Annotated in this window: 19 protein-coding genes; 7 read left to right on the forward strand and 12 right to left on the reverse strand. The window is 60.3% G+C overall.

From position 1 onward, the window contains the following. Positions 1 to 146: 146 nt before the first annotated feature. Complete coding sequence (locus AC5I5B_RS24595; RefSeq protein WP_003508750.1) at positions 147 to 1871, forward strand: sensor histidine kinase; 1725 nt, start codon at positions 147 to 149, stop codon at positions 1869 to 1871. Positions 1872 to 2168: 297 nt separating this feature from the next. Here the strand turns inward: AC5I5B_RS24595 and AC5I5B_RS24600 are convergent, their stop codons facing one another. Then, positions 2169 to 3158: a sensor histidine kinase gene (locus AC5I5B_RS24600; protein ID WP_035213313.1), complete on the reverse strand. Its 990-nt coding sequence runs from the start codon at positions 3156 to 3158 to the stop codon at positions 2169 to 2171. 95 nt (positions 3159 to 3253) lie between these two features. Next, positions 3254 to 4048 (reverse strand): response regulator, encoded by a 795-nt coding sequence (locus AC5I5B_RS24605; RefSeq protein WP_003508747.1) that lies wholly within the window; start codon positions 4046 to 4048, stop codon positions 3254 to 3256. 138 nt (positions 4049 to 4186) lie between these two features. On the opposite strand from AC5I5B_RS24605, the gene AC5I5B_RS24610 reads away from it, so the two are divergent. Both AC5I5B_RS24610 and AC5I5B_RS24615 read left to right on the forward strand, forming a co-directional pair. Beyond that, entirely contained in the window at positions 4187 to 4393 is a 207-nt protein-coding gene (locus AC5I5B_RS24610; RefSeq protein ID WP_003508746.1) for a NepR family anti-sigma factor, read from the forward strand. Then, on the forward strand, positions 4393 to 4959 hold the full coding sequence (locus AC5I5B_RS24615) for an RNA polymerase sigma factor (RefSeq protein WP_003508744.1): 567 nt from the start codon (positions 4393 to 4395) through the stop codon (positions 4957 to 4959). The genes AC5I5B_RS24610 and AC5I5B_RS24615 overlap by 1 nt, the downstream gene beginning before the upstream one ends. A 58-nt stretch (positions 4960 to 5017) precedes the next feature. On the opposite strand, the gene AC5I5B_RS24620 is transcribed toward AC5I5B_RS24615, so the two are convergent. Next, positions 5018 to 5488, reverse strand: coding sequence for an Lrp/AsnC family transcriptional regulator (locus AC5I5B_RS24620; protein WP_003508741.1), 471 nt, complete (start codon positions 5486 to 5488; stop codon positions 5018 to 5020). A gap of 175 nt (positions 5489 to 5663) precedes the next feature. On the opposite strand from AC5I5B_RS24620, the gene putA reads away from it, so the two are divergent. Continuing rightward, entirely contained in the window at positions 5664 to 9338 is a 3675-nt protein-coding gene (gene putA / locus AC5I5B_RS24625) for a trifunctional transcriptional regulator/proline dehydrogenase/L-glutamate gamma-semialdehyde dehydrogenase (RefSeq protein WP_111834555.1), read from the forward strand. A gap of 45 nt (positions 9339 to 9383) precedes the next feature. On the opposite strand, the gene AC5I5B_RS24630 is transcribed toward putA, so the two are convergent. The 4 genes from AC5I5B_RS24630 to amaB form a co-directional block, all read right to left on the reverse strand. Then, positions 9384 to 10208, reverse strand: coding sequence for an ABC transporter ATP-binding protein (locus tag AC5I5B_RS24630; RefSeq protein ID WP_020009952.1), 825 nt, complete (start codon positions 10206 to 10208; stop codon positions 9384 to 9386). Between the two features lie 8 nt (positions 10209 to 10216). Then, positions 10217 to 10996 (reverse strand): ABC transporter permease subunit, encoded by a 780-nt coding sequence (locus AC5I5B_RS24635; RefSeq protein ID WP_020009953.1) that lies wholly within the window; start codon positions 10994 to 10996, stop codon positions 10217 to 10219. Positions 10997 to 11011: 15 nt separating this feature from the next. After that, positions 11012 to 11965 (reverse strand): sulfonate ABC transporter substrate-binding protein, encoded by a 954-nt coding sequence (locus AC5I5B_RS24640; RefSeq protein ID WP_060727496.1) that lies wholly within the window; start codon positions 11963 to 11965, stop codon positions 11012 to 11014. Between the two features lie 242 nt (positions 11966 to 12207). Continuing rightward, positions 12208 to 13737 (reverse strand): L-piperidine-6-carboxylate dehydrogenase, encoded by a 1530-nt coding sequence (amaB, locus tag AC5I5B_RS24645; RefSeq protein ID WP_077998595.1) that lies wholly within the window; start codon positions 13735 to 13737, stop codon positions 12208 to 12210. A 201-nt stretch (positions 13738 to 13938) separates the two neighbouring features. Here amaB and AC5I5B_RS24650 point away from each other — a divergent pair, with 201 nt between their 5' ends. Then, positions 13939 to 14841, forward strand: coding sequence for a LysR family transcriptional regulator (locus tag AC5I5B_RS24650; RefSeq protein WP_003508730.1), 903 nt, complete (start codon positions 13939 to 13941; stop codon positions 14839 to 14841). 17 nt (positions 14842 to 14858) lie between these two features. On the opposite strand, the gene AC5I5B_RS24655 is transcribed toward AC5I5B_RS24650, so the two are convergent. Continuing rightward, positions 14859 to 15827 (reverse strand): glutathione S-transferase family protein, encoded by a 969-nt coding sequence (locus AC5I5B_RS24655; RefSeq protein ID WP_107677726.1) that lies wholly within the window; start codon positions 15825 to 15827, stop codon positions 14859 to 14861. Positions 15828 to 15932: 105 nt separating this feature from the next. Further along, on the reverse strand, positions 15933 to 16820 hold the full coding sequence (locus AC5I5B_RS24660) for a DMT family transporter (RefSeq protein ID WP_111792998.1): 888 nt from the start codon (positions 16818 to 16820) through the stop codon (positions 15933 to 15935). 382 nt (positions 16821 to 17202) lie between these two features. Between AC5I5B_RS24660 and AC5I5B_RS24665 the strand changes: the two genes are divergently transcribed. Both AC5I5B_RS24665 and AC5I5B_RS24670 read left to right on the forward strand, forming a co-directional pair. Next, entirely contained in the window at positions 17203 to 18519 is a 1317-nt protein-coding gene (locus AC5I5B_RS24665; RefSeq protein ID WP_003508722.1) for a UDP-glucose dehydrogenase family protein, read from the forward strand. 86 nt (positions 18520 to 18605) lie between these two features. After that, positions 18606 to 19628 carry an NAD-dependent epimerase gene (locus AC5I5B_RS24670; RefSeq protein ID WP_495752902.1) on the forward strand — a complete coding sequence of 341 codons (1023 nt, stop codon included), beginning with the start codon at positions 18606 to 18608 and terminating at the stop codon, positions 19626 to 19628. Positions 19629 to 19630: 2 nt separating this feature from the next. On the opposite strand, the gene AC5I5B_RS24675 is transcribed toward AC5I5B_RS24670, so the two are convergent. The 3 genes from AC5I5B_RS24675 to AC5I5B_RS24685 are packed head-to-tail and all read right to left on the reverse strand — an operon-like array spanning position 19631 to position 23392. After that, a complete protein-coding gene (locus AC5I5B_RS24675) occupies positions 19631 to 20677 on the reverse strand; it encodes a glutathione synthase (RefSeq protein ID WP_003508719.1) in 1047 nt (348 codons plus the stop codon). Positions 20678 to 20687: 10 nt separating this feature from the next. Continuing rightward, the gene (locus AC5I5B_RS24680; protein WP_111834588.1) at positions 20688 to 22565 is read right to left on the reverse strand and encodes a flavohemoglobin expression-modulating QEGLA motif protein; all 1878 of its coding nucleotides are present in this window, start codon (positions 22563 to 22565) and stop codon (positions 20688 to 20690) included. Then, positions 22562 to 23392, reverse strand: a complete 831-nt coding sequence (locus AC5I5B_RS24685) for an N-formylglutamate amidohydrolase (RefSeq protein WP_080867460.1) — start codon at positions 23390 to 23392, stop codon at positions 22562 to 22564. Before AC5I5B_RS24685 ends, AC5I5B_RS24680 begins: the two co-directional genes overlap by 4 nt. Positions 23393 to 23502: the final 110 nt, after the last annotated feature.

Below are 23502 nucleotides of genomic sequence, written 5' to 3' on the forward strand. Positions count from 1 at the left end.
CGTTGAAATAGTTCCGATTTTTTCAATCACACCGACGCAATTGCGGCCTGCCGCAACAACCGAAGGTAAAAATCAGGCATTGCTAAAGGGGGATGGCACGGTATTATCCGTGTCGTAACAATGCCATAACTGCCGGAGTTTTTTGTATGCCTCGACCCGGCGACAGACTGAAAGACATGATCTCGGCTTTGCGTCGGCGCAGTGCGAATTTTTTCCCCACCGCCTCCATCGGCACCTATCTGGTGGTGATGGCGACTGTCATCACGCTCCCGCTCATTCTTTTCGGCGGCTATCTGATGCTCCGCCTCGAGGCGGAAAAACGCGACGACCTGCAGCGGGAAACCATCGAGGATGTGCGGGTGGTCTCCCGCAACATCGACCGCCGCCTGCAGGAAATCGCCACCTCGCTCAATCTCCTGTCGCAATTTCCGGAACTCGAGAACGGCAACCTTGCCGCATTTCAGGGACGCGTCGCAGACAGCCTGAAGCGGGAGGGCCTCTACGCCATTCTCGCCACCAAAGACGGCCAGCAGCGTCTCAACACCCGGGTGCCCTATGGCCAGCCACTCGGCAAGGTGCCGGAGGAAGCCAATCTGGCCAGGGCGGTCGACTCCCGTCGCATCACCGTCTCGGACATGTTTTTCGGCTCGACCAGCAAGGAATGGGTGTTCAACGTTACCTTGCCGCTTGGCCCGGAACTGGATTCGGCCGGGGATGCCCTAATCCTGACGCAGAATGCCAGCGACCTCAGCCGGCTGATCCCCACGGAAAACCTGCCGCGCAACTGGGCGGTCGCCATTATCGACGGGACCAATCGCGTCGTCGTTTCCAGCGCGCAGGATGAGGCGGAAGTGGGCAAACCCTTCGTCAACCCTGACGTACTCTCGGAAATGCAGGCCTTCAGCGGCAATTTTTTTGACGGCAAAGGTAATCTCTATGCCTATGCCCAATTGCCGGGCTGGCAATGGAGGACCGTGATGTGGGGGCCGCTTGCGGCGAGCCAGGCGGTGCTGGTGGATACATGGCGACAGATGATGATCGGCAGCCTTGTGCTGGTGCTGATCGCCATTGGTGGCGCCTATCTGGTCGGCCGGCAATTGCGCAGCTCCATTCGTGACCTGACCCTGATGGCCGAGCGCATCGGCGAAGGCGAAATCGTCGCCCCTGTCGATACCAAGATAAAGGAAGCGAACCAGGTCGCCATCGCACTCTCCAACGCGTCTTTCGACAGAAGCCAGTCGGAAGAGCGGCTGCAATTGCTGCTGCACGAACTGGTGCACCGCTCCAAGAACATTCTGACGCTGGTTCAGGCGATGATACGGCAATTGGGGCGCGAGAATAAAAGCATTCCGGAATTCCAGAAGGAGGTGGATCACCGCCTGCGCGGTCTTGGAATGTCGATCCGGGCGTTGGCGGAGGTTCAATGGCAGGGCCTGCCTATCCGCAAGCTGATCGAGACCCACCTCGATGTTTTCGGCACCGTGGCGCAGCGCATCATGCTGGTGGGAGATGATTTCATGCTCTCTCCGGAGGCGGCGCAGAATTTCGGCCTGGTAATCCATGAGCTGACAACGAATTCCATCAAATATGGCTCATTGTCGGTTCCATCAGGAAAAATCACGGTGCGATGGCAGTCGCTTGAAAAGGACGGGCGGCAGATGATCCATCTCGTCTGGACCGAAACGGGCGGACCACCGGCGAGAGAGCCAAGCCGCAAGGGCTTCGGCACCACGGTCATCAAAAGGCATGCGGAAGGCGCCTTCGGCGGGCAGGTGGTGACGGAATATCGCGAATCCGGCTTCGAGTGGTCTCTGGAAGCGCCGATCCGTTATTTCACGCCAAAACGATCGGAACAGACAGGCACGCACTGAGGCCGTCCGCTGGCGGGCCGTCTCCGCCATACGGATAGCAAAAAGCAGCGAAAAATGGCTGATATCTTGCGTAATGTTAAAAAAACGCATTTTTCGGGAACCGAATCCAGCCATGCGTGTTTTTACTGCAGGCCAAGCAATTCCCCCGTCCCCGCCTGAAGCTTGGCTGAAAATAAACAGGTTTCACCCCTGAAAACCTGTCATAAAAATAGCACGGCTCTTTCATGGGCCGTGCTTTTTGTTTTTTATCTTCACGAAATGGAAGTTAGACCCGGCTCTGCGAGGAACAGACGGATTTCAGGCGTCCGCGCTGTCGCCGGAGGGAAATCTCAGCCGGTAGACGATCCGTTCAGGCGTCAACTGATACTCGGCGCTTCCCCCCAATGCGGACGGAACCACCTTTTCCAGCACGACACTGCCGAAGCTGCCGCGCCGGGCCTCCGCCGGCTCTTTCGACGGCATCATCGGCTCATTCCATTCGACGACATAAAAATCACCCTCCTGGCGACATTGCAGGGTTATGGGCGGGTGGTAGGCAAGATTGCCGCTATGGCTGACGGTGTTGACAACCAGCTCATGGAAGGCAAGTCCGATATAGAGCGCACCATTCGGGTTGAGGAGAAGGTTCTCCCCTTCCATATGGATGAGGTTCGGATATTCCGGCACGTAAAGATCAAATTGCTGGCGCAGCAGCTCGAATATACGCGCACCCCGCCAGTCCGAATCCGTGATGAGATCCTGACTTTGGGCAAGAGCGTGCAGCCGCCCCCGGAACTTGCGCAGGAAATCATCCTTGGTGAGGCTGAAGCGGGCCGTCTGGCCGGCGAGGCTCTGGATGATCGCCAGCAGGTTCTTGGAGCGGTGGCTGACTTCGCGCAACAGCGAGCGCAGAAGCTGCTCGCGCCGCCTTTCCGCCGTCACCTCGCGAATGGTGGTTTTCATCACCACCTGGTCCGTTTGGTTGAAGGTGGAATGGACTTGAAACTGGAAGACGCGATCATTGCCGGCATTGACTTCCAGCATGCCGCGGCTGCCCGCCGTGTGCATGTCCTTCTTGAGTTCGGCAAGCCGCGCTGAGAGATCGTTGCCAAACAGATTTTCATCTGTCGGGTGGGAATCTGCCGGAAGTTTCCAGACATCCGGCAGATTGGCCACGAATATATAGTCGCGGTTCCAGTCCTGCAGCATGACTGTCTCACCCGAATCGAGCAAGGCGAGGACGAGCGAGTCGTGAAGTTCGCTTTCGTTCCTCTCCGCGTTATGCCATGCCAGCCGATGCAAATTCATCTCCTTGCAGAAAGCCGCGGGGCATCCCCACGACCGTAACCGCCAACGCCCGGGTACCAGACTGGTTCCCGGTCAGTCCGCGGTTTCGGCAAAATTCACGCCGCGACGCGTGAGCTTTCGTTGAAAAACAGGGCTTGGCTGATAAGCGCTTTCACCATGTCCGGATTAAACGGCTTCGTCACAAGGAAGGTCGGCTCCGGCCGCTCGCCCGTCAGAAGACGTTCGGGGAAAGCCGTGATGAAGATCACCGGGAGGGTGGTCATCTGCAGGATGTCCTTCATCGCATCGAGACCGGAGCTGCCATCGGCGAGCTGGATATCGGCGAGGATCATCTTCGGCTGGGTGCGATGGAAGAGCTCGAGCGCTTCCGTGTGGGTGCGGGCAATGCCCGTGACACGGTGGCCGAGATCGGTGACCATCTGTTCGATATCCATGGCGATCAGAGGCTCGTCCTCGATGATCATGATATCGGTCGCCACCTGCCGGGCGATTTCAGACGCCGCCTCGTCGATCAGCTTGCCGACCTGATCTTCGGAGACCTTCAGAACCTCTGCGGTTTCCGATGGCGTGAATTCTTCAACAGTCGTCAAAAGGAAAGCCTGACGGGCCAGCGCCGGCACGGCGGAGAGGTTGGCCGAGGCGCGTTTTTCCCATCCAGACAGGTTTTCATCGGTCTTAATATTGATCGTGACGGAACTAAAGATCGATACGAACAATTGATAGAGCGAAACGCGATCGCCGCTTGTCTGCGGAAAAATGCTGATATCGGCGATCAGAGCTTCGAGTGTTGCCGCAACATAGGCATCGCCCGTTGATTGTGAGCCGCAAACGGCACGCGCGAACCTGCGCAGATATGGCAGGTGCGGTGCGATGCGTGTAGAAACTGACATGGAATTCTCCCCTTTCATGCGGTCTGCAGCGCAAACCCACGATAGCAACGTGCGCATCGCAAAAATAGTTCCGGATCGCCGGAACTATTTTTTTTACCGCGCATTATTTGCCACGACACAAAAGGAATACCGGACGTTATGAACATATTTCAATCGGACCAAGAATCTCCGGACAATCCAGCCGCCCCCCAGGTCCCGCACTCCGGGCGGGCGGTGATTTCCCGTAAGCTCAGGGAGCTCTACGATGCCGTTCAGGAAGAGGGCATCCCTGACAAATTCCTCGATCTTCTCGAGAAACTCGATGAAGCCGAAAATAAAGCCAAAGCCAAGGCTTCGGAGGAATGATGGCGAAAGAGCCAGAGCAGACAGAATACAATTTCAAGCGGGAAATGCTGGCGGCGCTGCCAAACCTGCGGGCATTCGCTATATCGCTCATCCGCTCGAGGGATCGTGCTGACGACCTCGTGCAGGACACGATCATGAAGGCCTGGGCCAAACAGGACAGCTACCAGCCGGGCACCAACATGCGCGCATGGCTGGTGACGATCCTGCGCAACGAGTTCTATAGCCAGATCCGCAAATCCGGCCGTGAGGTGCAGGATACGGACGGGGTCTATACCTCGCGCCTGTCAGTCCCGCCCGAACAGCATGGTTCGGTGGATCTTCAGGATTTCCGGGCAGCACTCGCAAAGTTGCCGGATGACCAGCGTGAAGCCATCCTGCTGATCGGCGCCTCGGGTTTTGCCTATGAGGAAGCCGCCGAAATCTGCGGCTGCCCGGTCGGCACGATCAAGAGCCGTGTCAGCCGCGCAAGACTGCGCCTGCAGGAACTGCTGGGCATCGAAAACGAAAACGAGTTTGGTCCGGACGCGCAGATGAGCGCGGTCACCGCCGCCGCCACGGCGCGCTGAGGAAACTGAACGGCAAAACGGGCAGGCAGGCGCCTGCCCGTTTTTTTATGTCCGCTTTTCAGATGCCGGTTTCCTTCACCGATTGCATGACCACGAATGTCGAGGTGTTAGAGACGGATGGCAGGCTGGAGATCTTCTCACCGAGTACCCTTCGGTATTTGCGGATATCGCTGGTGCGCACCTTCAGAAGATAATCGAAGGCGCCGGCGATCATGTGGCACTCCTCCACTTCCTTGATCTTGCGCACCGCCGTGTTGAACTCCTCCAGCGCCTTTTCCCGCGTATCGGAGAGTTTCACCTCAGCGAAGGCGATGTGATCGACGCCGAGCTTCTCCGGGTTGAGCATGGCGCGGAAGCCGAGAATATAGCCCTCATCCACCAGCCGCTTAAGCCGCGTCTGGCAGGGCGTCTTGGAAAGGCCGACCCTTTTCGACAATTGCAGAACGGACATGCGCCCATCCTCGCTTAGCGCCTCGAGAATCTTGAGATCGAAGTGGTCCAGACCGTCTGTTTTCTGACTGTTTGCCATGTGATTTCACGCAAAATCTGAAAAATAAAAGTTCATATTGCCTGTTTTATCCTGAAAATAGGGCCATAGCAATTTCTGCGATGATGATATTGTCTGCGACAGGATGACAAGCGGCGGGCGGAGGACACGCTGCCGCCGACGGTCTGTCTTCAACAGCTTTTTCAGGATTTTCAGAATGGCCGATGGTGCAAGCAACGCCGGTGTAATGGCGAACGGTATCTTCCAGAATTTTGCACCGCCGGTGCGCGAGCAGAGCCTGCTACGCAAGGCAATCACCGCCGCCTATCGCCGCCCCGAAGAAGAATGCCTTGCGCCACTGCTCGACGCGGCAACGGTGACGGCTGAAGAGGCGAAAGCCATTCGCGACACTGCCCGAAAACTGATCGAGGCATTGCGTGCCAAGACCAAGGGCACCGGCGTCGAGGGGCTGGTGCAGGAATACTCGCTTTCCAGCCATGAGGGCGTGGCGCTGATGTGCCTTGCCGAAGCGCTGCTGCGCATTCCCGACACCGCCACCCGCGACGCGCTGATCCGCGACAAGATCGCGCGCGGTGACTGGAAATCCCATATTGGCGGCGGGCGCTCGCTCTTCGTCAATGCCGCAACCTGGGGGCTCGTCATCACCGGCAAGCTGACCTCGACGGTCAATGACAGCGGCCTTTCGGCGGCGCTCACCAAGCTGATCGCCCGGGCCGGCGAACCCGTCATCCGCCGTGGCGTCGACATGGCCATGCGCATGATGGGCGAGCAATTCGTGACCGGGGAGACGATCGGCGAAGCGATCAAGCGTTCGAAGCCGCTGGAAGAACAGGGCTTCCAATATTCCTACGACATGCTGGGCGAAGCCGCGACCACCGCGAAGGATGCGGAGCGTTATTACAAGGATTACGAAAACGCCATCCACGCCATCGGCAAGGCGTCTGCCGGCCGCGGCATCTATGGCGGGCCAGGCATTTCGATCAAGCTTTCGGCGCTGCATCCGCGTTACGCCCGTGCCCAGGCCGAGCGGGTGATGGCGGAGCTTTTGCCGCGCGTCAAATCGCTGATGCTGCTCAGCAAGAAATACGATATCGGCCTCAATATCGACGCGGAGGAAGCCGACCGGCTGGAACTGTCGCTTGACCTTCTGGAGGAACTGGCGCTCGACAAGGACCTCGCCGACTGGAACGGCCTCGGTTTCGTCGTGCAGGCCTATGGCCGCCGCTGCCCCTTCGTTCTGGATTACATCATTGATCTCGCCCGCCGTTCGGGACGCCGCATCATGGTGCGCCTCGTCAAGGGCGCTTACTGGGATGCGGAAATCAAGCGCGCGCAGGTGGAAGGGCTGGAAGATTTCCCGGTCTTCACCCGCAAGGTCCACACTGACGTCTCCTACATCGCCTGCGCCCGCAAGCTGCTCGCCGCGCGCGATCTGGTCTTCCCGCAATTTGCGACCCATAACGCGCAGTCCATGGCGACGATCTACCATCTCGCCGGTCCTGACTTCAAACTCGGCGACTACGAGTTCCAGTGCCTGCATGGCATGGGCGAACCGCTTTACAGCGAAGTCGTCGGCAAGAAGAAGCTCGACCGGCCCTGCCGTTTTTATGCCCCCGTCGGCACCCATGAGACGCTGCTGGCCTATCTCGTCCGCCGCCTGCTGGAAAACGGCGCGAACTCTTCCTTCGTCAACCGCATTGCCGATCCCGCTGTACCAGTGGACTCCCTGCTGGAAGACCCGGTCGCGGTGGTCAAGGCCTATGCCGTTCCCGGCGCACGGCATGACCGCATCGCCGCGCCCGCCGACCTGTTCGGCCCGGAACGTAAAAACTCCGCCGGCCTCGATCTTTCCAGTGAAACGACGCTCTCTGCACTGGACAATACCCTGAAAGCAGGTGCTGCGACCGAATGGAAAGCCACAGCGCCACAGGCAGGTGGCAACACGCGCCCGGTTCTCAATCCCGGCGACCACAATGATATCGTCGGCCATGTGACAGAACCGACGCAGGCCGATGTCGAAACCGCCATGCAGCGGGCAGCAGCCTCGAACTGGCCTTCCACCCCGGTGGAAGAACGCGCCGCCTGCCTGGAGCGCGCCGCCGACGCCATGCAGGCCGAAATGCCCGCCCTGCTCGGCCTCATCATGCGCGAGGCGGGAAAATCCATGCCGAACGCCATTGCCGAAGTGCGCGAGGCCATCGACTTCCTGCGTTATTATGCGGCGGAAGCCCGCAGGAACTTCAAGACCGGCGAGATGCCGCTCGGTCCGGTCGTCTGTATCAGCCCCTGGAATTTCCCGCTCGCCATCTTCATCGGTCAGGTCACGGCGGCGCTGGTTGCCGGCAATCCGGTTCTGGCGAAGCCCGCCGAAGAAACGCCGCTGATCGCGGCCCAGGGCGTGCGCCTGCTGCATGAGGCCGGCGTTCCGCAGGATGCCGTGCAGCTTCTGCCGGGCGACGGCAAAACGGGTGCGGCACTCGTCGGCTCCCCGCTGACGGCGGGCGTGATGTTCACCGGCTCGACGGAAGTGGCACGGCTCATTCAGGGCCAGCTTGCCGGCCGGGTTCTGGCCAATGGCCAGCCGGTTCCGCTGATTGCCGAGACTGGCGGCCAGAACGCCATGATCGTCGATTCCTCGGCGCTTGCCGAGCAGGTCGTCGCCGATGTCATCGCGTCTGCCTTCGACAGCGCCGGCCAGCGCTGCTCGGCGCTGCGCATTCTCTGCCTGCAGGAAGATGTGGCGGATCGCACGCTGACCATGCTGAAGGGCGCGCTGCATGAGCTGCGCATCGGCCGTACCGACCGGCTTTCCGTCGATGTCGGCCCTGTCATCACCGCCGAGGCGAAGGGCATCATCGAAAAGCACATCGAGGGCATGCGCGGGCTCGGCCACCGGATCGAACAGATCGAGCTTGCTGGAGAAACCGGCAAGGGCACCTTCGTGCCGCCGACGATCATCGAGATGAAATCGCTGGCCGATCTGAAGCGCGAAGTCTTCGGGCCGGTGCTGCATGTCATCCGCTTCAAGCGCGACAATCTCGACCGGCTGATCGACCAGATCAACGCCACCGGCTATGGCCTGACCTTCGGCCTGCATACGCGTCTTGACGATACGATCCAGCACGTCCTGTCGCGTGTCGCGGCCGGCAATCTTTATGTGAACCGCAACATCATCGGCGCGGTGGTCGGCGTACAGCCCTTTGGCGGACGCGGCCTTTCCGGTACCGGTCCCAAGGCTGGCGGCCCGCTCTATCTCGGCCGCATGACGCAGGAAGCGCCGAGGATCGACCGCGTTGCGAGCCAGCAGGATCAGGCAGCCGTCGATCTCGCCCGCTGGCTGGACGAAAACGGCGAAACCGTCGCGGCCGAAGCCGCACGGCAGGCGGCAGCACTTTCCGGCCTTGGCTTCGAAACCGAGCTGGCGGGTCCTGTCGGCGAACGCAACGTCTATGCGCTGCATCCACGCGGCAAAATCCTGCTGGTGCCGGCAACTGAACAGGGGCTCTACCGCCAGCTTGCCGCGGCGCTTTCCACGGGTAACTCGGTTGTCATCGACAATGCGTCGGGACTGGAAAAATCCATTTACGGACTGCCCGCAACCGTGACCTCACGGATTGTCTGGGCGGATGACTGGGCAAAGTCCGGTCCCTTCGCCGGCGCACTGGTCGAGGGCGATGCGGAGCGTATCGTGGCGGTCAACAAAAAGATTGCCGCCCTGCCCGGCCCGCTGGTTCTCGTTCAGGCCGCGACAACGGAAGCGCTTACCAGTGAAAGCCAGCCCTATAATCTCGACTGGCTGGTCGAAGAAGTCTCCGTCAGCGTCAACACCACAGCCGCCGGCGGCAATGCCAGCCTGATGAGCATTGGCTGATGATATTGTCCGGCGGGGCCTTCGGCCCTGCCGGTTCATCCTTTATCAGCTGACATCACCACGGCCGAAGAGCTGGTTCAGAACCTGCTCTTCCAGTCTCGCAAATTCCGCCGTGCCGTGGCGGCGCGGGCGCGGCAGTTTCACATCGAGATCGAGCGCGATGCGCCCCTCATCGATGACGACGATGCGATCCGCGAGAGCAACGGCCTCGGAAACATCATGGGTGACGAGGACGGCGGTGAATTTCTGCTTGCGCCAGATGCGCTCCAGCAGAAGCTGCATTTCGATGCGGGTAAGTGCATCGAGCGCGCCAAGCGGCTCATCCAGCGCCAGGATCTGCGGATGGGCGACAAGAGCGCGCGCCAGCGCCACGCGCTGCTTCTGGCCGCCCGAGAGCACATAGGGCCATTCGCCCGCCCGGTCCTTCAGGCCCACCTCATCGAGAATGGCAAGGGCCTGCTCCTTTGCCGCCTCTCCTTTGGCGATGCCGGTCAGCCCCACGGACACGTTATTCGCGATACGCTCCCACGGCAGAAGACGCGGCTCCTGAAACATCATACGGGTGCGGCTCGATGGGTCTTTCGAGACGGTTCCGGTCGTCGGCGTGTCGAGACCGGCCAGAATACGCAGGAGCGTGCTCTTGCCGCAGCCGCTTTTGCCGATGACGGCCAGAAACTCGCCTTCCCGCACATCGAGATCGATGCCGCGCAGAACCGGCTTGTCACCAAAGCTCTTCGTGACGTTGCGGAAGCTGAAGGCGACCTTGCCATCGGTCGATTTCGTGCGGTGTTCGGTCTTCGCCTCCGTTTCAGGCGGAATGGGTGGCCGGGCATCGGGGCGTCTCAGCGTCGTCACATTACCGGTCGACATGGGTTACCTCAGACTTTCTTGAAGGCTGGATGCCATTGCAGGAAGATGCTTTCGAGGAAGCGGGCGAAACTGTCGGCCAGCTTGCCGAGAAGCGCATAGATGAGGATCGACAGCACGACGACATCGATCAGCAGGAACTCGCGCGCCTGCATGGCCATGTAGCCGAGGCCGGAGGAGGAAGAGATGGTTTCCGCCACGATAAGCGTCAGCCACATGATACCGAGCGCATAACGCAGGCCGGTGAAGATGGCGGGCAGCGCGCCGGGCAGAATGACTCGCCGGAAAAGCGTAAAGGGCGACATGCCATAGGTACGGCCCATCTCCACTAATTGTGGATCGACACCCTGAATGCCCAGCAGCGTGTTGATGTAGATCGGGAAAAACACTCCCAGCGCAACGAGAAAGAGCTTCGCCTCCTCATCGATGCCGAACCACAGGATGACGAGCGGAATGAGCGCCAGATGCGGAATGTTGCGGATCATCTGCAGCGTCGTATCGGTGAAGCTGCGGGAGAATTTGGAGAGGCCGTTGGCCAGCCCGAAAATGAAGCCGATGGAACCGCCGATGGCGAAACCGGCGAGTGCGCGGGCGGAACTGACGCCGATATTGGCGACAAGCTCACCCGAGAGCAAAAGCCGCCAGAAGGCTTCCGCGACAGCGGAAGGGGCCGGAAGCACATTGGCGGAAATCAGACCGGCGCGCGCCGCCGCCTCCCAGCCTGCAAGAATGAGTGCGGGGAGCAGCCAGCCTGTGATGCCGCCAATCTCGATACGCTTTCCGGTGCTCACGGCGCTTCCTCCGGCTCAGTTGGTCGCGCCCGACCAGACGGCATCCTTGATGCTGATCTGTTTCGGGATCAGGCCAAGACGATAAAAGCGGTCGGCGGTTTCCTGCTGGCTGGCGACGATCTTGTCATCGATCTTGGTAATGCCGAATTCCGAGCGGTTCGCGGCCAGCGTCTGCGCCTCCAGCGGAACACCCGTCACCTCATGCAGGGCGGCAGCAACCTTGTCGCGATTGGCGGCGGACCATTTCGCCGCCTCGCCCAGCGCATCAATGGTGGTGTTGATGGTGTCCGCATGGGATTTCGCATAATCACGATTGGCGAGGAAATAGGTGCTGACCGCAAGCACATCGCTGGTGCGGGCAAGCGTCACCGGCTTGTAGCGGGTTTCGGCGATCGCGTAGAAGGGATCCCAAACGGCCCAGGCGTCGATCTTGTCGCTGGCGAAAGCGGCCGCGGCATCGGCGGGGCTGAGATAGACCACCTCGATATCGCTGAATTTCAGGCCGTTCTTCTCCAGCGCCGCGACCAGCAGATTGTGGGCGCTGGTGCCTTTGCCGACGCCGACCTTCCTGCCCTTCAAATCGGCGACCGACTTGATGCCGCTTTCAGGCTTGGTGAAGATCGCCTCGCCCTTGCCGTTAGAGGGAAGAGCCGCGACATAAACGATGGCCGAACCCGCCGCCTGCCCGAAGATCGGCGGCGCATCGCCGGTCCAGCCGACATTGATTGAGCCGACATTCAAAGCCTCCACCAGCGGCGGGCCTGCGGTGAATTCGACCCAGGAAACCTTCACGCCCTTGGCCTCGAGCGCCTTTTCAATGACGCCCTGCTGCCGGGCGATAACCGGCAGGCCGGTTTTCTGATAACCGATCTTCAGCTCTTCCGCCGCCTGCGCCTGCAGCGGCAGGACGGAGAATGCGGCGGCAACAAAAAGGCTGGCGGAAAGCGCACGGCGGGTGATGGCTGGCATTTCATCTCCTTGTCACCAGCCCCTCTGGCCGGTTCACGATATGGAGCAATGCTAGGGTTTTCCAGTAAAACGATAGAGAGACGATAATTCAATATGAGCGATATTGCGGGAATAAAATTCCGCGCAAATGCGTCTTTTCCGCAAATCGTCTCGGGCACCCTCGTCTGACCCATCAAATAGAAATGCCGGCGCGGATGACGCCGCGCCGGCACGATGGATCAATTTTTCTATCGCCGAGGCGATTATTCGATATCGAAGGAAACGCCCTGCGCCAGCGGCAGCGCCTTGGAGTAGTTGATGGTGTTGGTGGCGCGGCGCATATAGGCCTTCCACGCATCCGAACCGGATTCACGGCCGCCGCCGGTTTCCTTCTCACCGCCGAAGGCGCCACCGATTTCCGCACCCGAGGTGCCGATATTGACATTGGCAATGCCGCAATCGGAGCCTTCCGACGACAGGAACCGTTCCGATTCCTGCATATCGCGGGTGAAGATCGATGAGGAAAGACCAGCCGCGACGGCGTTATGGTCGTCAATCGCCTGGTCGAGATCGCTGTATTTCATGACATAGAGGATCGGCGCGAAGGTTTCTTCCAGCACCGGTCCCGCCTGCTTCGGCATTTCGACAAGCGCCGGCTTGACGTAATAGGCATCCGGCGCACCCGTATCCACACGGCCGCCGCCATTTACCACGCCATCATGGGCTTTCGCCGCTTCGAGGGCCTTCTGCATGCCGTCGAAAGCCGCCTTGTCGACCAGCGGGCCGACGAGTGCGGAGGTTTCCAGCGGGTTGCCGACAGAAACGGAGGCATAGGCCTTTTTCAGACGCGGCACGAGCTGGTCATAAACGCTGTCATGCACGAAGAGACGGCGAAGCGTGGTGCAGCGCTGGCCGGCCGTACCCATGGCGCCGAAGGCGATGGCGCGCAGCGCCATGTCGAGATCGGCGGACGGGCAGACGATGCCGGCATTGTTGCCGCCAAGCTCCAGAATGGCGCGGGCGAAGCGTTTCGCCAGACGCGGGCCGACATCGCGGCCCATGCGGGTGGAGCCGGTGGCCGAGACGAGCGGCACCTTGGGATTGTCCACCAATGCCTCACCCACGGCGCGGTCGCCGATCAGCAGCTGGGACAGGCCTTCCGGCGCATCACCGAAACGGGCGGCGGCGCGTTCGAAGATGCCCTGAACGGCCAGCGCCGTGAGCGGCGTCTTTTCCGAAGGCTTCCAGACAACCGAGTTGCCGCAGACGATGGCGAGTGCCGCATTCCACGACCACACCGCGACCGGGAAATTGAAGGCGGAGATGACGCCGACGACGCCGAGCGGATGCCAGGTTTCCATCATCCGGTGGCCGGGGCGTTCGGTGGCGATGGTGAGGCCATAAAGCTGGCGGGAAAGGCCGACCGCGAAATCGCAGATATCGATCATTTCCTGCACTTCGCCGAGACCTTCGGAGGGAACCTTGCCTGCTTCCAGCGAGACGAGACGTCCGAGATCGGCCTTGAAGGCCCGCAGCTCTTCGCCGAGCAGCCGGATCAGTTCGCCACGGCGGGGCGCCGGTACATTGCGCCATACCTTGAAGGCGGCATCGGCCCTGTCGACCACGGCGGCGACACCTTCGACCGAAATGGTCTTGAGGCTCGCGACCTGTTCACCGGTCACCGGGCTGAAGGAGGCCATATCGCCGCCGGTATAGAGATCGCGGGCAACGCCCATCCTGTCGAGCAGGGCCGCGGCTTCCTGTTTCACGTCGAGCTTCGTGGTCGCATCCATGTCCATCGTCCTTTTGGCTGAAAGGGGAGGAAAGGCCGTTTTGATACGGCGCTTTCAACTCCCGTCACTCGTCTTTCCCCGAATTTGTCATTCGTTCTTTGAAACTGGCGTTTTGCACCGTTCCATTCTTTCCCGTAATCATATATGGCCATAATGACCCTTTTCCAATGAGGAAAGCGGGTAAGTTGATGCGAGAATGGAATGGATCCGCGCAGAAGACTGGTCCCTGACATCGTTACCCTGCAGGCGTTCGAATGCGCGGCACGGCACGGCAATTTTACGCGTGCTGCGGAAGAACTCAACCTCACGCAGAGCGCGGTGAGCCGGCAGATCGGCGAACTCGAAGCGCAGACGGGAATGCAGCTGTTCGAGCGCATCCGCAGGCGGGTCGTGCTTTCAGAGGCGGGGCGCAAATTCCTGCCCGATGTGCGGCGCCTCCTGCAGCAATCCGAGCAGCTGATGGTGCGCGCGGTTTCGGCAGGAACATCGCAGGCATCGCTTTCGGTCGCGACACTGCCGACATTCGGCAGCCGCTGGCTGATGCCGCGCCTCTCCCGCTTCATCGAGACCAATCCTGATATGACGATCACGATCGGCTCACGATCGCACCCCTTCGATTTCGACGAGGAAGGGTTCGATCTCGCCATTCATTATGGCCAGCCGGTCTGGGCCCATGGCACCTGCACATTTTTATGCAATGAGGTGATCGTGCCGGTCGCGAGCCCCGCCCTGCTGCGCCGCACCGGCGTGAGCCAGCCGCAGGGTCTGACCGGGCAACCGCTCCTGCATGTGACGACGCGACCGAAACTATGGACGGAATGGCTGGAGATGAACGGGGTGACGGCGGAGAATGCCTATCAGGGCAGCCGTTTCGACCAGTTCTCAATGATCATCGAGGCTGCGGCGAGCGGCATCGGTTTTGCCCTTCTGCCGAAATATCTCATCGAAGCGGAGATCGCCTCCGGCCGCCTCGAAATCGTCTTCGACATCCCGCTGCAGACCGACAAGAGCTATTACGTGGCCCTGCCGGAAGGACGGCAGGACAATGCGCTGGCCCGCGCCTTTCAGGCCTGGCTTCTCGATCAGGTCGGCAAGCCGGTTTAGTCCGTTATCCGTTCACCTCACAGCGAAACGTCATCCAGCCCCGGAAGATCAGGACCGACAGGCACGATGCGGGTCGGGTTGAGCGCCTTGATGGAATAATAACCGCGCTTGATATGGTCGATATTGACCGTGTCACGCACGCCCGGAACGTTCAGCACCCGCATCATATAGGCCTGCAGGGCGGGATAATCGGCGATGCGGCGGAGATTGCATTTGAACAGGCCGTAATAGGCGGCATCGAAACGCACCAGCGTCACAAAAAGCCGGACATCCGTTTCGGTCAGGAGATCGCCGAAAAGGAAAGGCCCGCCTGAGACGAGGCGGCTTTCAAGCTCCTGAAGCGTCGCGAACACGTCGGCGAAGGCTTCTTCATAAGCGACCTGCGTGGTGGCAAAACCGGTTCTGTAAACGCCGTTGTTGAGCCGCGGATAGATGTGGTCGTTGAGAGCATCGATCTCATCGCGCAGCGCTTCCGGATACAGGTCCACGCCATTGTCGGCCAGAGCGCCGAAACCGGAATTCAGCATGCGCAGAATATCGGCGGATTCGTTGTTGACGATGGTTTTCGTCTTTTTGTCCCAGAGCACGGGCACGGTGGCGCGACCGGTATAGTGCGGATCCGCGCTGGTATAGACCTCATGCATATAGGTAAAGCCGTTGAGCGTATCGCGATCCGAGCCCGGATAGTCGCCGAATTTCCAGCCCTCGTCGGAAAGGGCGGGCTCGACAACGGAGACCGAAATCACCTCTTCCAGCTTCTTCAACTTCCGGCCAATCAGCGTGCGCGATGCCCAGGGGCAAATCAGCGCGACGTAAAGATGATAGCGGCCGGGCTCGGCGGCAAAACCGCCCTCACCCGTTGGTCCAGCCGAACCGTCAGGTGTCACCCAGTTGCGGAAGCCCGAGGTCTGGCGGACAAAGCCGCCTTTCTTGTCGGTCGCCTGCACCGGATGCCAGTCAGCGGTCCATTTTCCATCCACGAGCATTTGCGGCTCCCCGTTCATCTAAAGATGAAAGCCTTATGGGCCGGGTCACCACCGCTTCACAAGCCGCGCTTCGGTTGACGCACTGTTTCCGATCGGCGGATGGACTCAAAGGCGATTGCGGAAAAACGGGTTCCAGCGCACGGTGCCCAGCCTCACCTTTTCGCGGATCATCGTGAGCAGCCCCGACGCGGCGATGACGCTCAATCCCAGCACCGCCATGGCGTCAGGATATTCGTGGAAGAAGGCCATGCCGATCGCCACGGCCCAGAGGATTTGCGAATAATGCGACGGCGCAATCTGGCTCGCCGGCGCGATACGGGTTGCGACCAGAAGGGTGACCTGCCCCGTTGCCGTGCAAAGCCCGATGAAGGCGAAGGCCAGAAGCTGGTGCAGATCGGGCATGACGAAATCGGGGATGGAGGCAATACCGTTGAAGGTGAGGCCATAGATCAACAGCACGCCCATGATCGAAGTCCGCTTTTCCTTGCCCGCAAGTGAGCGCAAAAGCACGATGGTCATGGCCGCCAGGAAGGCGACGCCGATGGCGGCGATATGCCCAAGTTCCAGCGTCTTGAAGCCCGGCCGCACGACGAGGATGACACCGACGATGCCGGCCAGAACCGCCGCCCAGCGCCAGGGGCCGATATTCTCCTTCAGCACGACGGCGGAAAGGACGGTCACGAAGAGCGGTGACAGGAAGATCAGCGCATAGGCTTCCGCCAGCGGAATGGTGGTGAAGGCATAGATGCCTAACATACCGGCGAAGAGGCCGGAAATGGCCCGGCCATGCACGGCGAAAGGCCGGCTCATGCGCCAGAATTCACGCCATCTTTCCTCGCGCGGCTTGCTGAAGAAGATGAAGATGCCGGAAAAGAGGATGCTGAAGAAGCCGATTTCGAAAACGCTGATCTGCGATCCAAGCGACTTGATGGTGGCATCGCCCAAGGAAAAGGTCGCATAAGCGAACAGGCCGAGCAGAAAACCCTTTTGCATTTGAACGTCCCCGAACACCGACCGCAAGGCAAAGCTTCCCCCGGCCGCGTGGAACGCGACCCGGACGCCCCTTTAAGGGACAGACAGTCTGGCAGATTTGATCCTCACCCTATGGCTAGACCCGGCTACCTATGAGTGCAAGCCGCAAAACAGGCAAAAATGCGCGATCGCACCGCATTGATGCAATCGGCTGCAAGGTGCGGCAAATTTGTCCCGCCGCGGCCATCACATCACCGTCATGGAAAGAGGTTAGCCGGTGTTGATGGTGGCGCTTGGCGACGGGCATGAAGGCGGCTAAGTATGTCATGGAATTTTTCACCCGCCGATTTCCCCGGCCGGTGCCGCTGCGTTAACATGACCTTGCTAACCGAAAGGAAAAAGAATGCGGATTGTGATGATCGGTTCGGGTTATGTCGGCCTCGTGTCCGGCGCGTGTTTTGCAGATTTCGGCCATGACGTGGTCTGCGTCGACAAGATGCCGGAGAAGATCGAAGCTCTGAAAAACGGCCATATCCCGATCTTCGAGCCGGGTCTCGATGTCATCGTCGCCAACAATGCCAAGGCTGGCCGATTGAGCTTCACGACGGATCTTTCCGCCGCGGTCGCCAATGCCGAGGTCGTCTTCATCGCGGTCGGCACCCCCTCGCGGCGCGGCGATGGCCATGCCGATCTCGGTTATGTCTATGCGGCGGCGAAAGAGATCGCCCATGCACTCGACGGATTTACCGTCATCGTCACCAAATCCACCGTTCCCGTCGGCACCGGTGACGAGGTGGAACGCATCATCCACGAGGAAAACCCCTCGGCCGATTTCGCCGTGGTCTCCAACCCGGAATTCCTGCGCGAAGGTGCCGCCATTGAGGATTTCAAGCGGCCGGACCGCATCGTCGTCGGCCTTTCGGATGAGCGCGCCCGCCCCGTCATGACCGAGGTTTACCGCCCGCTTTATCTCAACCAGTCGCCGCTGCTCTTCACCACCAGACGTGCGTCCGAACTCATCAAATATGCCGCCAACGCTTTTCTGGCGATGAAGATCACCTTCATCAACGAGATGGCTGATCTGTGCGAAAAGGTCGGCGCCAATGTGCAGGATGTCTCGCGCGGCATCGGGCTCGATGGCCGTATCGGCCCGAAATTCCTGCATGCCGGCCCCGGTTATGGCGGCTCCTGTTTTCCCAAGGACACGCTGGCGCTCGCCAAGACCGCACAGGACTATGACGCCCCGGTGCGGCTGATCGAGACCACCATCGCCATCAACGACAACCGCAAGCGCGCCATGGGCCGCAAGGTCATCAACGCGATGGGCGGTGATGTGCGCGGCAAGAAGATCGCCGTGCTTGGCCTCACCTTCAAGCCGAATACCGACGACATGCGCGACAGCCCGGCAATCGCCATCATCCAGACCCTGCAGGATGGCGGCGCGAAAGTGGTCGGTTACGATCCGGAAGGCATGGCGAATGCCCGCCACCTGATGGAAGACATCGACTATGCGGACGGCCCTTACGAGGCAGCGGAAGACGCCGACGCCGTGGTGATCGTGACGGAATGGAACCAGTTCCGCGCGCTCGACCTGCCGCGCCTGAAGGCGATAATGAAAAGCCCTGTTCTGGTGGACCTGCGCAATATCTACCGCACGGATGAAGTCGCCGCGCATGGCTTCATCTATGCCGCAGTCGGTCGTCCGCACGAAGGCGCATAGAGGTTTCGTTTTCTCAATTTCATTAAAAGGTTTTCTGCGCTTCGGTCAGACCGAAAACGCACCAACGGATTCGGGATATAATCATCATGCGTTATCTGATTACCGGTACGGCTGGCTTCATCGGCTTTTACGTTGCGAAACGGCTGCTGGACGCCGGCCATTTCGTGACCGGCTTCGACGGCATGACGAAATATTACGATGTCAGTCTCAAGGAAAAACGCCACGCCATTCTTTCCCGCTCCAACGGCTTCCGGGCCGAGATCGGCATGCTGGAAGATACGGATGCGCTGAAGCGAGCGGCAGAGGCCGCCGAGCCTGAGATCATCATCCACCTCGCAGCCCAGGCGGGTGTTCGTTACAGCCTTGAAAATCCGCGCGCCTATATCGATTCCAATCTCATCGGCTCGTTCAACATGCTGGAGCTCGCCAGAAGCCTTGATGTCAAGCACCTGATGCTGGCATCGACCTCCTCCATCTACGGCGCCAACGAGAAAATCCCCTTCGCGGAGAGCGACAAGGCCGACGAGCCGATGACGCTCTATGCGGCCACCAAAAAATCGATGGAGCTGATGGCGCACAGCTATGCCCATCTGCACAAGCTGCCCACCACCGCCTTCCGTTTCTTCACGGTCTATGGCCCGTGGGGACGGCCGGACATGGCGCCGATCAAATTCGTCGACGCCGTCTCCAACGGCAGAGCGATCGATATTTACGGGCAAGGTAATATGAGCCGCGATTTCACCTATATCGACGATCTGGTCGAAGGCATCGTCCGGCTGAGCACGGTCATCCCTTCCGAGGAAAACCGGGTCACGCAGGAAGGTGTCACCGACACGCTCTCGCACCATGCGCCGTTCCGCATCGTCAATATCGGCGGCGGCCAGCCGGTGGAGCTGATGCGCTTTGTCGAAACGGTGGAAAAGGCGGTCGGCAGGCCGGCTATCCGCAACATGCTGCCGATGCAGCAGGGCGATGTGCCCCGCACCTTCGCCTCGCCTGATCTTTTGAAGGCCCTGACCGGCTACGTGCCGCAAACCCCGGTCGAGGAGGGCATCAGGGCCCTCGTCGCCTGGTATCGCGAGATGCACCCGGCCGAATTACGGGAATAAGCTCACAGCGTCGCCAGCAGGCGGTTGGAGATGGTGCCGCCGGACGCGCTCTGCATGCTGATCTTGGTTTCCACGGCCTCGATGATCGTGTCGCTGAAATCCATCTCGGTGAGATCGCGGATATTGGAAAGGCCGCCCGGCGAAAACACGTTCACTTCCAGTATCTTGTCACCGACAATGTCGAGCCCGACGAGGAACATGCCGTCCTCCACAAGCTTCGGCCGCACCATCTCGGCAAGCGCCACGATTTCATCCGTCACCTTCACCGCCTCGGCGGTGCCTTTGGCATGGATGTTGGAGCGCAAGTCGCCCTTGGCCGGCACGCGGCGAAGGGCGGCATATTTGCCGTCACGCATCAGCGGCCGGCCATTCATCATGAAGAAGCGGATATCACCATCCTTCGCAGCCGGCAGATAGGCCTGCGCGATCAGATAACCCTCAAGGCTGACCGCCTCGAAAATCTGGTTGAGATTGGCCTCCTTGCTGGAGCCGATCTTGAAGACGTTCTTACCGCCGGAACCCTGCAGCGGCTTGACGATGACGCCCTTGGGGTGGCCATCGGCAAAGGCGCGTATTTCATCGACATTGCGCGAGATGATCGTGGTGGGGCGGACGATTTCAGGAAAGCTCTGGAAATAGAGCTTGTTTTGCGCCAGCGCCAAGCCTTCGGGATCATTCAGCACCACGACGCCGCGCTGTTCTGCAAGCCGCCCGAACAGGATGCCGGCATGCACCGCCCACGGCCGCGTTGTCTGGTCGAGCGAGGGGTCGTTGCGCAGCATCAGCGCATCGATTTCCTCCACATCCATGGTGCGCCGCTCCAGCGCCTTGTCCTGAAGGGCGGCATGGAAGCCTTCCGATTTCTTGTATTTTGTCTTCGGCAATACGGTGGCATGGATGGTGAGGCTGTCATCCGCGCGCAGGGTAAAATCCCCTGGTGTCAGATAGACCACCTCATGGCCGCGATTGAGTGCCGCCATGGCAAGCAGGCCGGTCGCGTAGTTCGGCCCCTCGGTTTCGATGGAATTGACGAAAAATGCGATACGCATGAAGCCCCTCCTATAAAGTCGCCAGTTCGGCAATGGATAATCCCGCCCGTATTTTTTCCAGCCGCTCATTGGCCTTGGCGGGCAGCAGAAATGCGGGTCGGACACCCGGCGGACGAAGCAGGCCGCGCAGGGCGAGCTCCTGCATGACAGGAAAATGGGCGGCGGCGATCTTGCCCATCCAGAAAGGATCGAGCGCGCCGCCCCTGCGCAGATGGTCCATCACCTCGGCCAACCCGCGCAGATAAATCGCATCCTTGGAGAGACCCCCGCCGCGATAGATGCGCAGCACCATGTTGAAGGCCGCGGCCTCGTCGAAACCGTGTTCGCGGGTCATGATGCGGAAAGTGTCCACGAAAGTCGCACCATCCAGCATGGCGGCGCAGCCGACGACGCGGCCGGCGATCAGCCGCAGGCGCTCGCGCGTCATGCCGCCGGCCAGATGTTCCGCCAGTACCGCCAGCCCTTCCTGCACGCCCTCATAACCGGAAAGGCCGGTGCGGAAGAGCCGCAGCCCCTGAAACGAGCCGTTGAAATAGGTAAGAAGATGCACACCGATCTCATGCGACAGGAGCGCCTCGACACGGCGCTGTTCCATGACGGTATGGCGGGAGATCAAGAGCTTCTCGCCCGTCACCATCAGGCCGGGTGGCAGGTCATCACGGATTTCGACGCGGGCCTTGAATTCCGGCTCCTCGCCCAGATAGGTCTCGACCATTTCGCGCGACTTCCTGGCGACCACGTAACAATCCACCATGGCGATTTCGCCGCTTTCTTGCCTGTGCGGGCAATCCTCAAGCACGCGAAGCGCCAGCGTCAGAAGAGCGGGTTCGACGGCGCCATAGAGGGCGCGTGAAAAATCGGTGAAGGTGCGATGATGCAGGCTCGCCAGCATCGTCAGCTGCAGATCGATCTCCCGCTGTTTCTCCCGGTAGAGATGATAGAGCACCGGGTCTTCAAGATGGTCGAAGACGACGGAATAGAGCTTGCGCTTCTGCTCCTCCACATCCACGCCCAGCGGCCGGTAAAGCAGGCGCGGCGCGTACTGGAAGCTGCCATCGCGAAATTCCTCGAACGCCCGCCGCGCATTGATGGGCGTGACGGAGAGAAGAAAATCGAAGGAGGAGACAATCTCGTCGATCGACCGGTCGGCACGTTTGACCGCATCGACAAAGGCCTTGCGGCCAAGCGCCCGGTGACTGGTGACCTTCAGCGCATCCATGCCGGAGGAAAAGGACGAAAAGGCCTGCAGACCGGCATCGAAGAGATCGGCAATCATCGTCTCGCGCAGACCGGGATAATCCGCACCGGATTCCGGCTGGCGATAGATCGGCGCGAAGCGCACGCTGATGCAGGGAAAATCCAGTCCGGCATTCTGAAACCGGAGGACCGGGTCGGCTTCCGGCTCCGGCCGGGTGATGCGCGGCGTGCGAAAGCGCACTTCGGCATCACAGACCGCCTTGATGAAGACCCGACGCGCTTTCTGGGTTTCCGGTTCTGACGTCGCGGAGACCGAAACCTCATAATGCGGCAGGAAGGGAGAGTCGTCGGCGAGCAGGATGTCGTGTTCAAGCTCGCCAATATCGAGAACAATAAAGGCGCCGAAACGCTCGCGCATCACCGCGCCGACCGCCTCGATCAGCGGCGCGGCCTCCTGAATGTTCGAAGCGATGAGATAGGAGGCATGGGCGGCGGCGATGTCGCGCGCGGCGAGATCTTTCGTGCCGCCCGTCAGATGCAGACAGAGGAACGGCAGCGGCCGGTCGATGTGCAAACGGCCGTCTTTTCCGACATCGCGGCGGATGGCCTTGCCGGCTTCCAGGCATGACACGACGTCGTCGACCAGATCGGCGATGGGGGAAGGCGCGCTGCGGACGGATGAGAGGTTCATCGCCGCGCCCTCAGACATTCTTCAAGAACCGGCTGGAGCGTTGCGATCGCTTCACGAATATCCGCCACCACGCGCGCATCCGGCTTTCCCGTCCACTCGTCCATGAAGAATTTCTTGAACTCGATTGCGATGGCGCAGCCATTTTCGGCGAAACGCTCGTGGATGAAGCGTGTCTGCTCGCCCTTGCCCTGAAACGCCACATTCTCGCGAACATCGAGACGGCGTCCGCCGATGGTCGCAGACGCGAAATGATGACCGACCGCGCTGACGACATCACCCCAGCGGCTGCGATCCATGGAAAAGGTGCCGATATTGATATCGGGTGCTTCCGCCTGCGCCGTCGCCGGTGCGTCGGCGCCCTGCCGGCGATGATTGTAACTGTGCACATCCAGCACCACGAAAGCACCATGCCGTCGCTCGAGCGTTGAGAGAACGGTTTCAAGCATCGCGTAATAATCGGCGTGGAAATCGAGCGATTGCCGGCTGGCCTCTTCCGGCGGCGTCTGGTTCCAGACCTCCAGCCCCCAGGATTGTTCCGGCTTCAGATAGATCGCCTGATCGGTGGCGCGATTGAGATCGACTTCAAAACGGGAATGGTGAACAACGATCCGGTTCGTCAATCCGGCGACCATCTCGCCGGTAAAGGGATCCTCCTCTCTCAGCCGCTTTTCCGGCGAAAGAGCCATCAGATCGGCTATATCCATGCGGATGAAATGACCGTCATGGATGGCCGTGCCGATAACGGGCGAATTGCCGAAATCGATCGACCAGAAGCCCCTGTTTTCGTTGTTACCCCGGTATTCGCCGTCACTCTGTGTGGCTGCCATGCTGCCTCCCTGCATCGGGGATAAAACAACACGACATGTCCGTTTGTTCCGGTAAAAAATTGCGCACTATTCATTTGTGCCTGGCAATGATGCCGCCCGAAAAAACTGCG

It is taken from the genome of Agrobacterium sp., assembly GCF_059499945.1.

Bases quoted from the DNA above. Each gene is read 5' to 3' on its own strand.
- amaB (WP_077998595.1), bottom strand. From the start codon at position 13,737: ATGGATGCGACCACGAAGCTCGACGTGAAACAGGAAGCCGCGGCCCTG.
- AC5I5B_RS24650 (WP_003508730.1), top strand. From the start codon at position 13,939: ATGGATCCGCGCAGAAGACTGGTCCCTGACATCGTTACCCTGCAGGCG.
- AC5I5B_RS24620 (WP_003508741.1), bottom strand. From the start codon at position 5,488: ATGGCAAACAGTCAGAAAACAGACGGTCTGGACCACTTCGATCTCAAG.
- AC5I5B_RS24665 (WP_003508722.1), top strand. From the start codon at position 17,203: ATGCGGATTGTGATGATCGGTTCGGGTTATGTCGGCCTCGTGTCCGGC.
- AC5I5B_RS24655 (WP_107677726.1), bottom strand. From the start codon at position 15,827: ATGCTCGTGGATGGAAAATGGACCGCTGACTGGCATCCGGTGCAGGCG.
- AC5I5B_RS24610 (WP_003508746.1), top strand. From the start codon at position 4,187: ATGAACATATTTCAATCGGACCAAGAATCTCCGGACAATCCAGCCGCC.
- AC5I5B_RS24660 (WP_111792998.1), bottom strand. From the start codon at position 16,820: ATGCAAAAGGGTTTTCTGCTCGGCCTGTTCGCTTATGCGACCTTTTCC.
- AC5I5B_RS24640 (WP_060727496.1), bottom strand. From the start codon at position 11,965: ATGCCAGCCATCACCCGCCGTGCGCTTTCCGCCAGCCTTTTTGTTGCC.
- AC5I5B_RS24675 (WP_003508719.1), bottom strand. From the start codon at position 20,677: ATGCGTATCGCATTTTTCGTCAATTCCATCGAAACCGAGGGGCCGAAC.
- AC5I5B_RS24595 (WP_003508750.1), top strand. From the start codon at position 147: ATGCCTCGACCCGGCGACAGACTGAAAGACATGATCTCGGCTTTGCGT.
- AC5I5B_RS24615 (WP_003508744.1), top strand. From the start codon at position 4,393: ATGGCGAAAGAGCCAGAGCAGACAGAATACAATTTCAAGCGGGAAATG.
- AC5I5B_RS24600 (WP_035213313.1), bottom strand. From the start codon at position 3,158: ATGAATTTGCATCGGCTGGCATGGCATAACGCGGAGAGGAACGAAAGC.
- AC5I5B_RS24630 (WP_020009952.1), bottom strand. From the start codon at position 10,208: ATGTCGACCGGTAATGTGACGACGCTGAGACGCCCCGATGCCCGGCCA.
- AC5I5B_RS24680 (WP_111834588.1), bottom strand. From the start codon at position 22,565: ATGAACCTCTCATCCGTCCGCAGCGCGCCTTCCCCCATCGCCGATCTG.
- AC5I5B_RS24670 (WP_495752902.1), top strand. From the start codon at position 18,606: ATGCGTTATCTGATTACCGGTACGGCTGGCTTCATCGGCTTTTACGTT.
- putA (WP_111834555.1), top strand. From the start codon at position 5,664: ATGGCCGATGGTGCAAGCAACGCCGGTGTAATGGCGAACGGTATCTTC.
- AC5I5B_RS24685 (WP_080867460.1), bottom strand. From the start codon at position 23,392: ATGGCAGCCACACAGAGTGACGGCGAATACCGGGGTAACAACGAAAAC.
- AC5I5B_RS24605 (WP_003508747.1), bottom strand. From the start codon at position 4,048: ATGTCAGTTTCTACACGCATCGCACCGCACCTGCCATATCTGCGCAGG.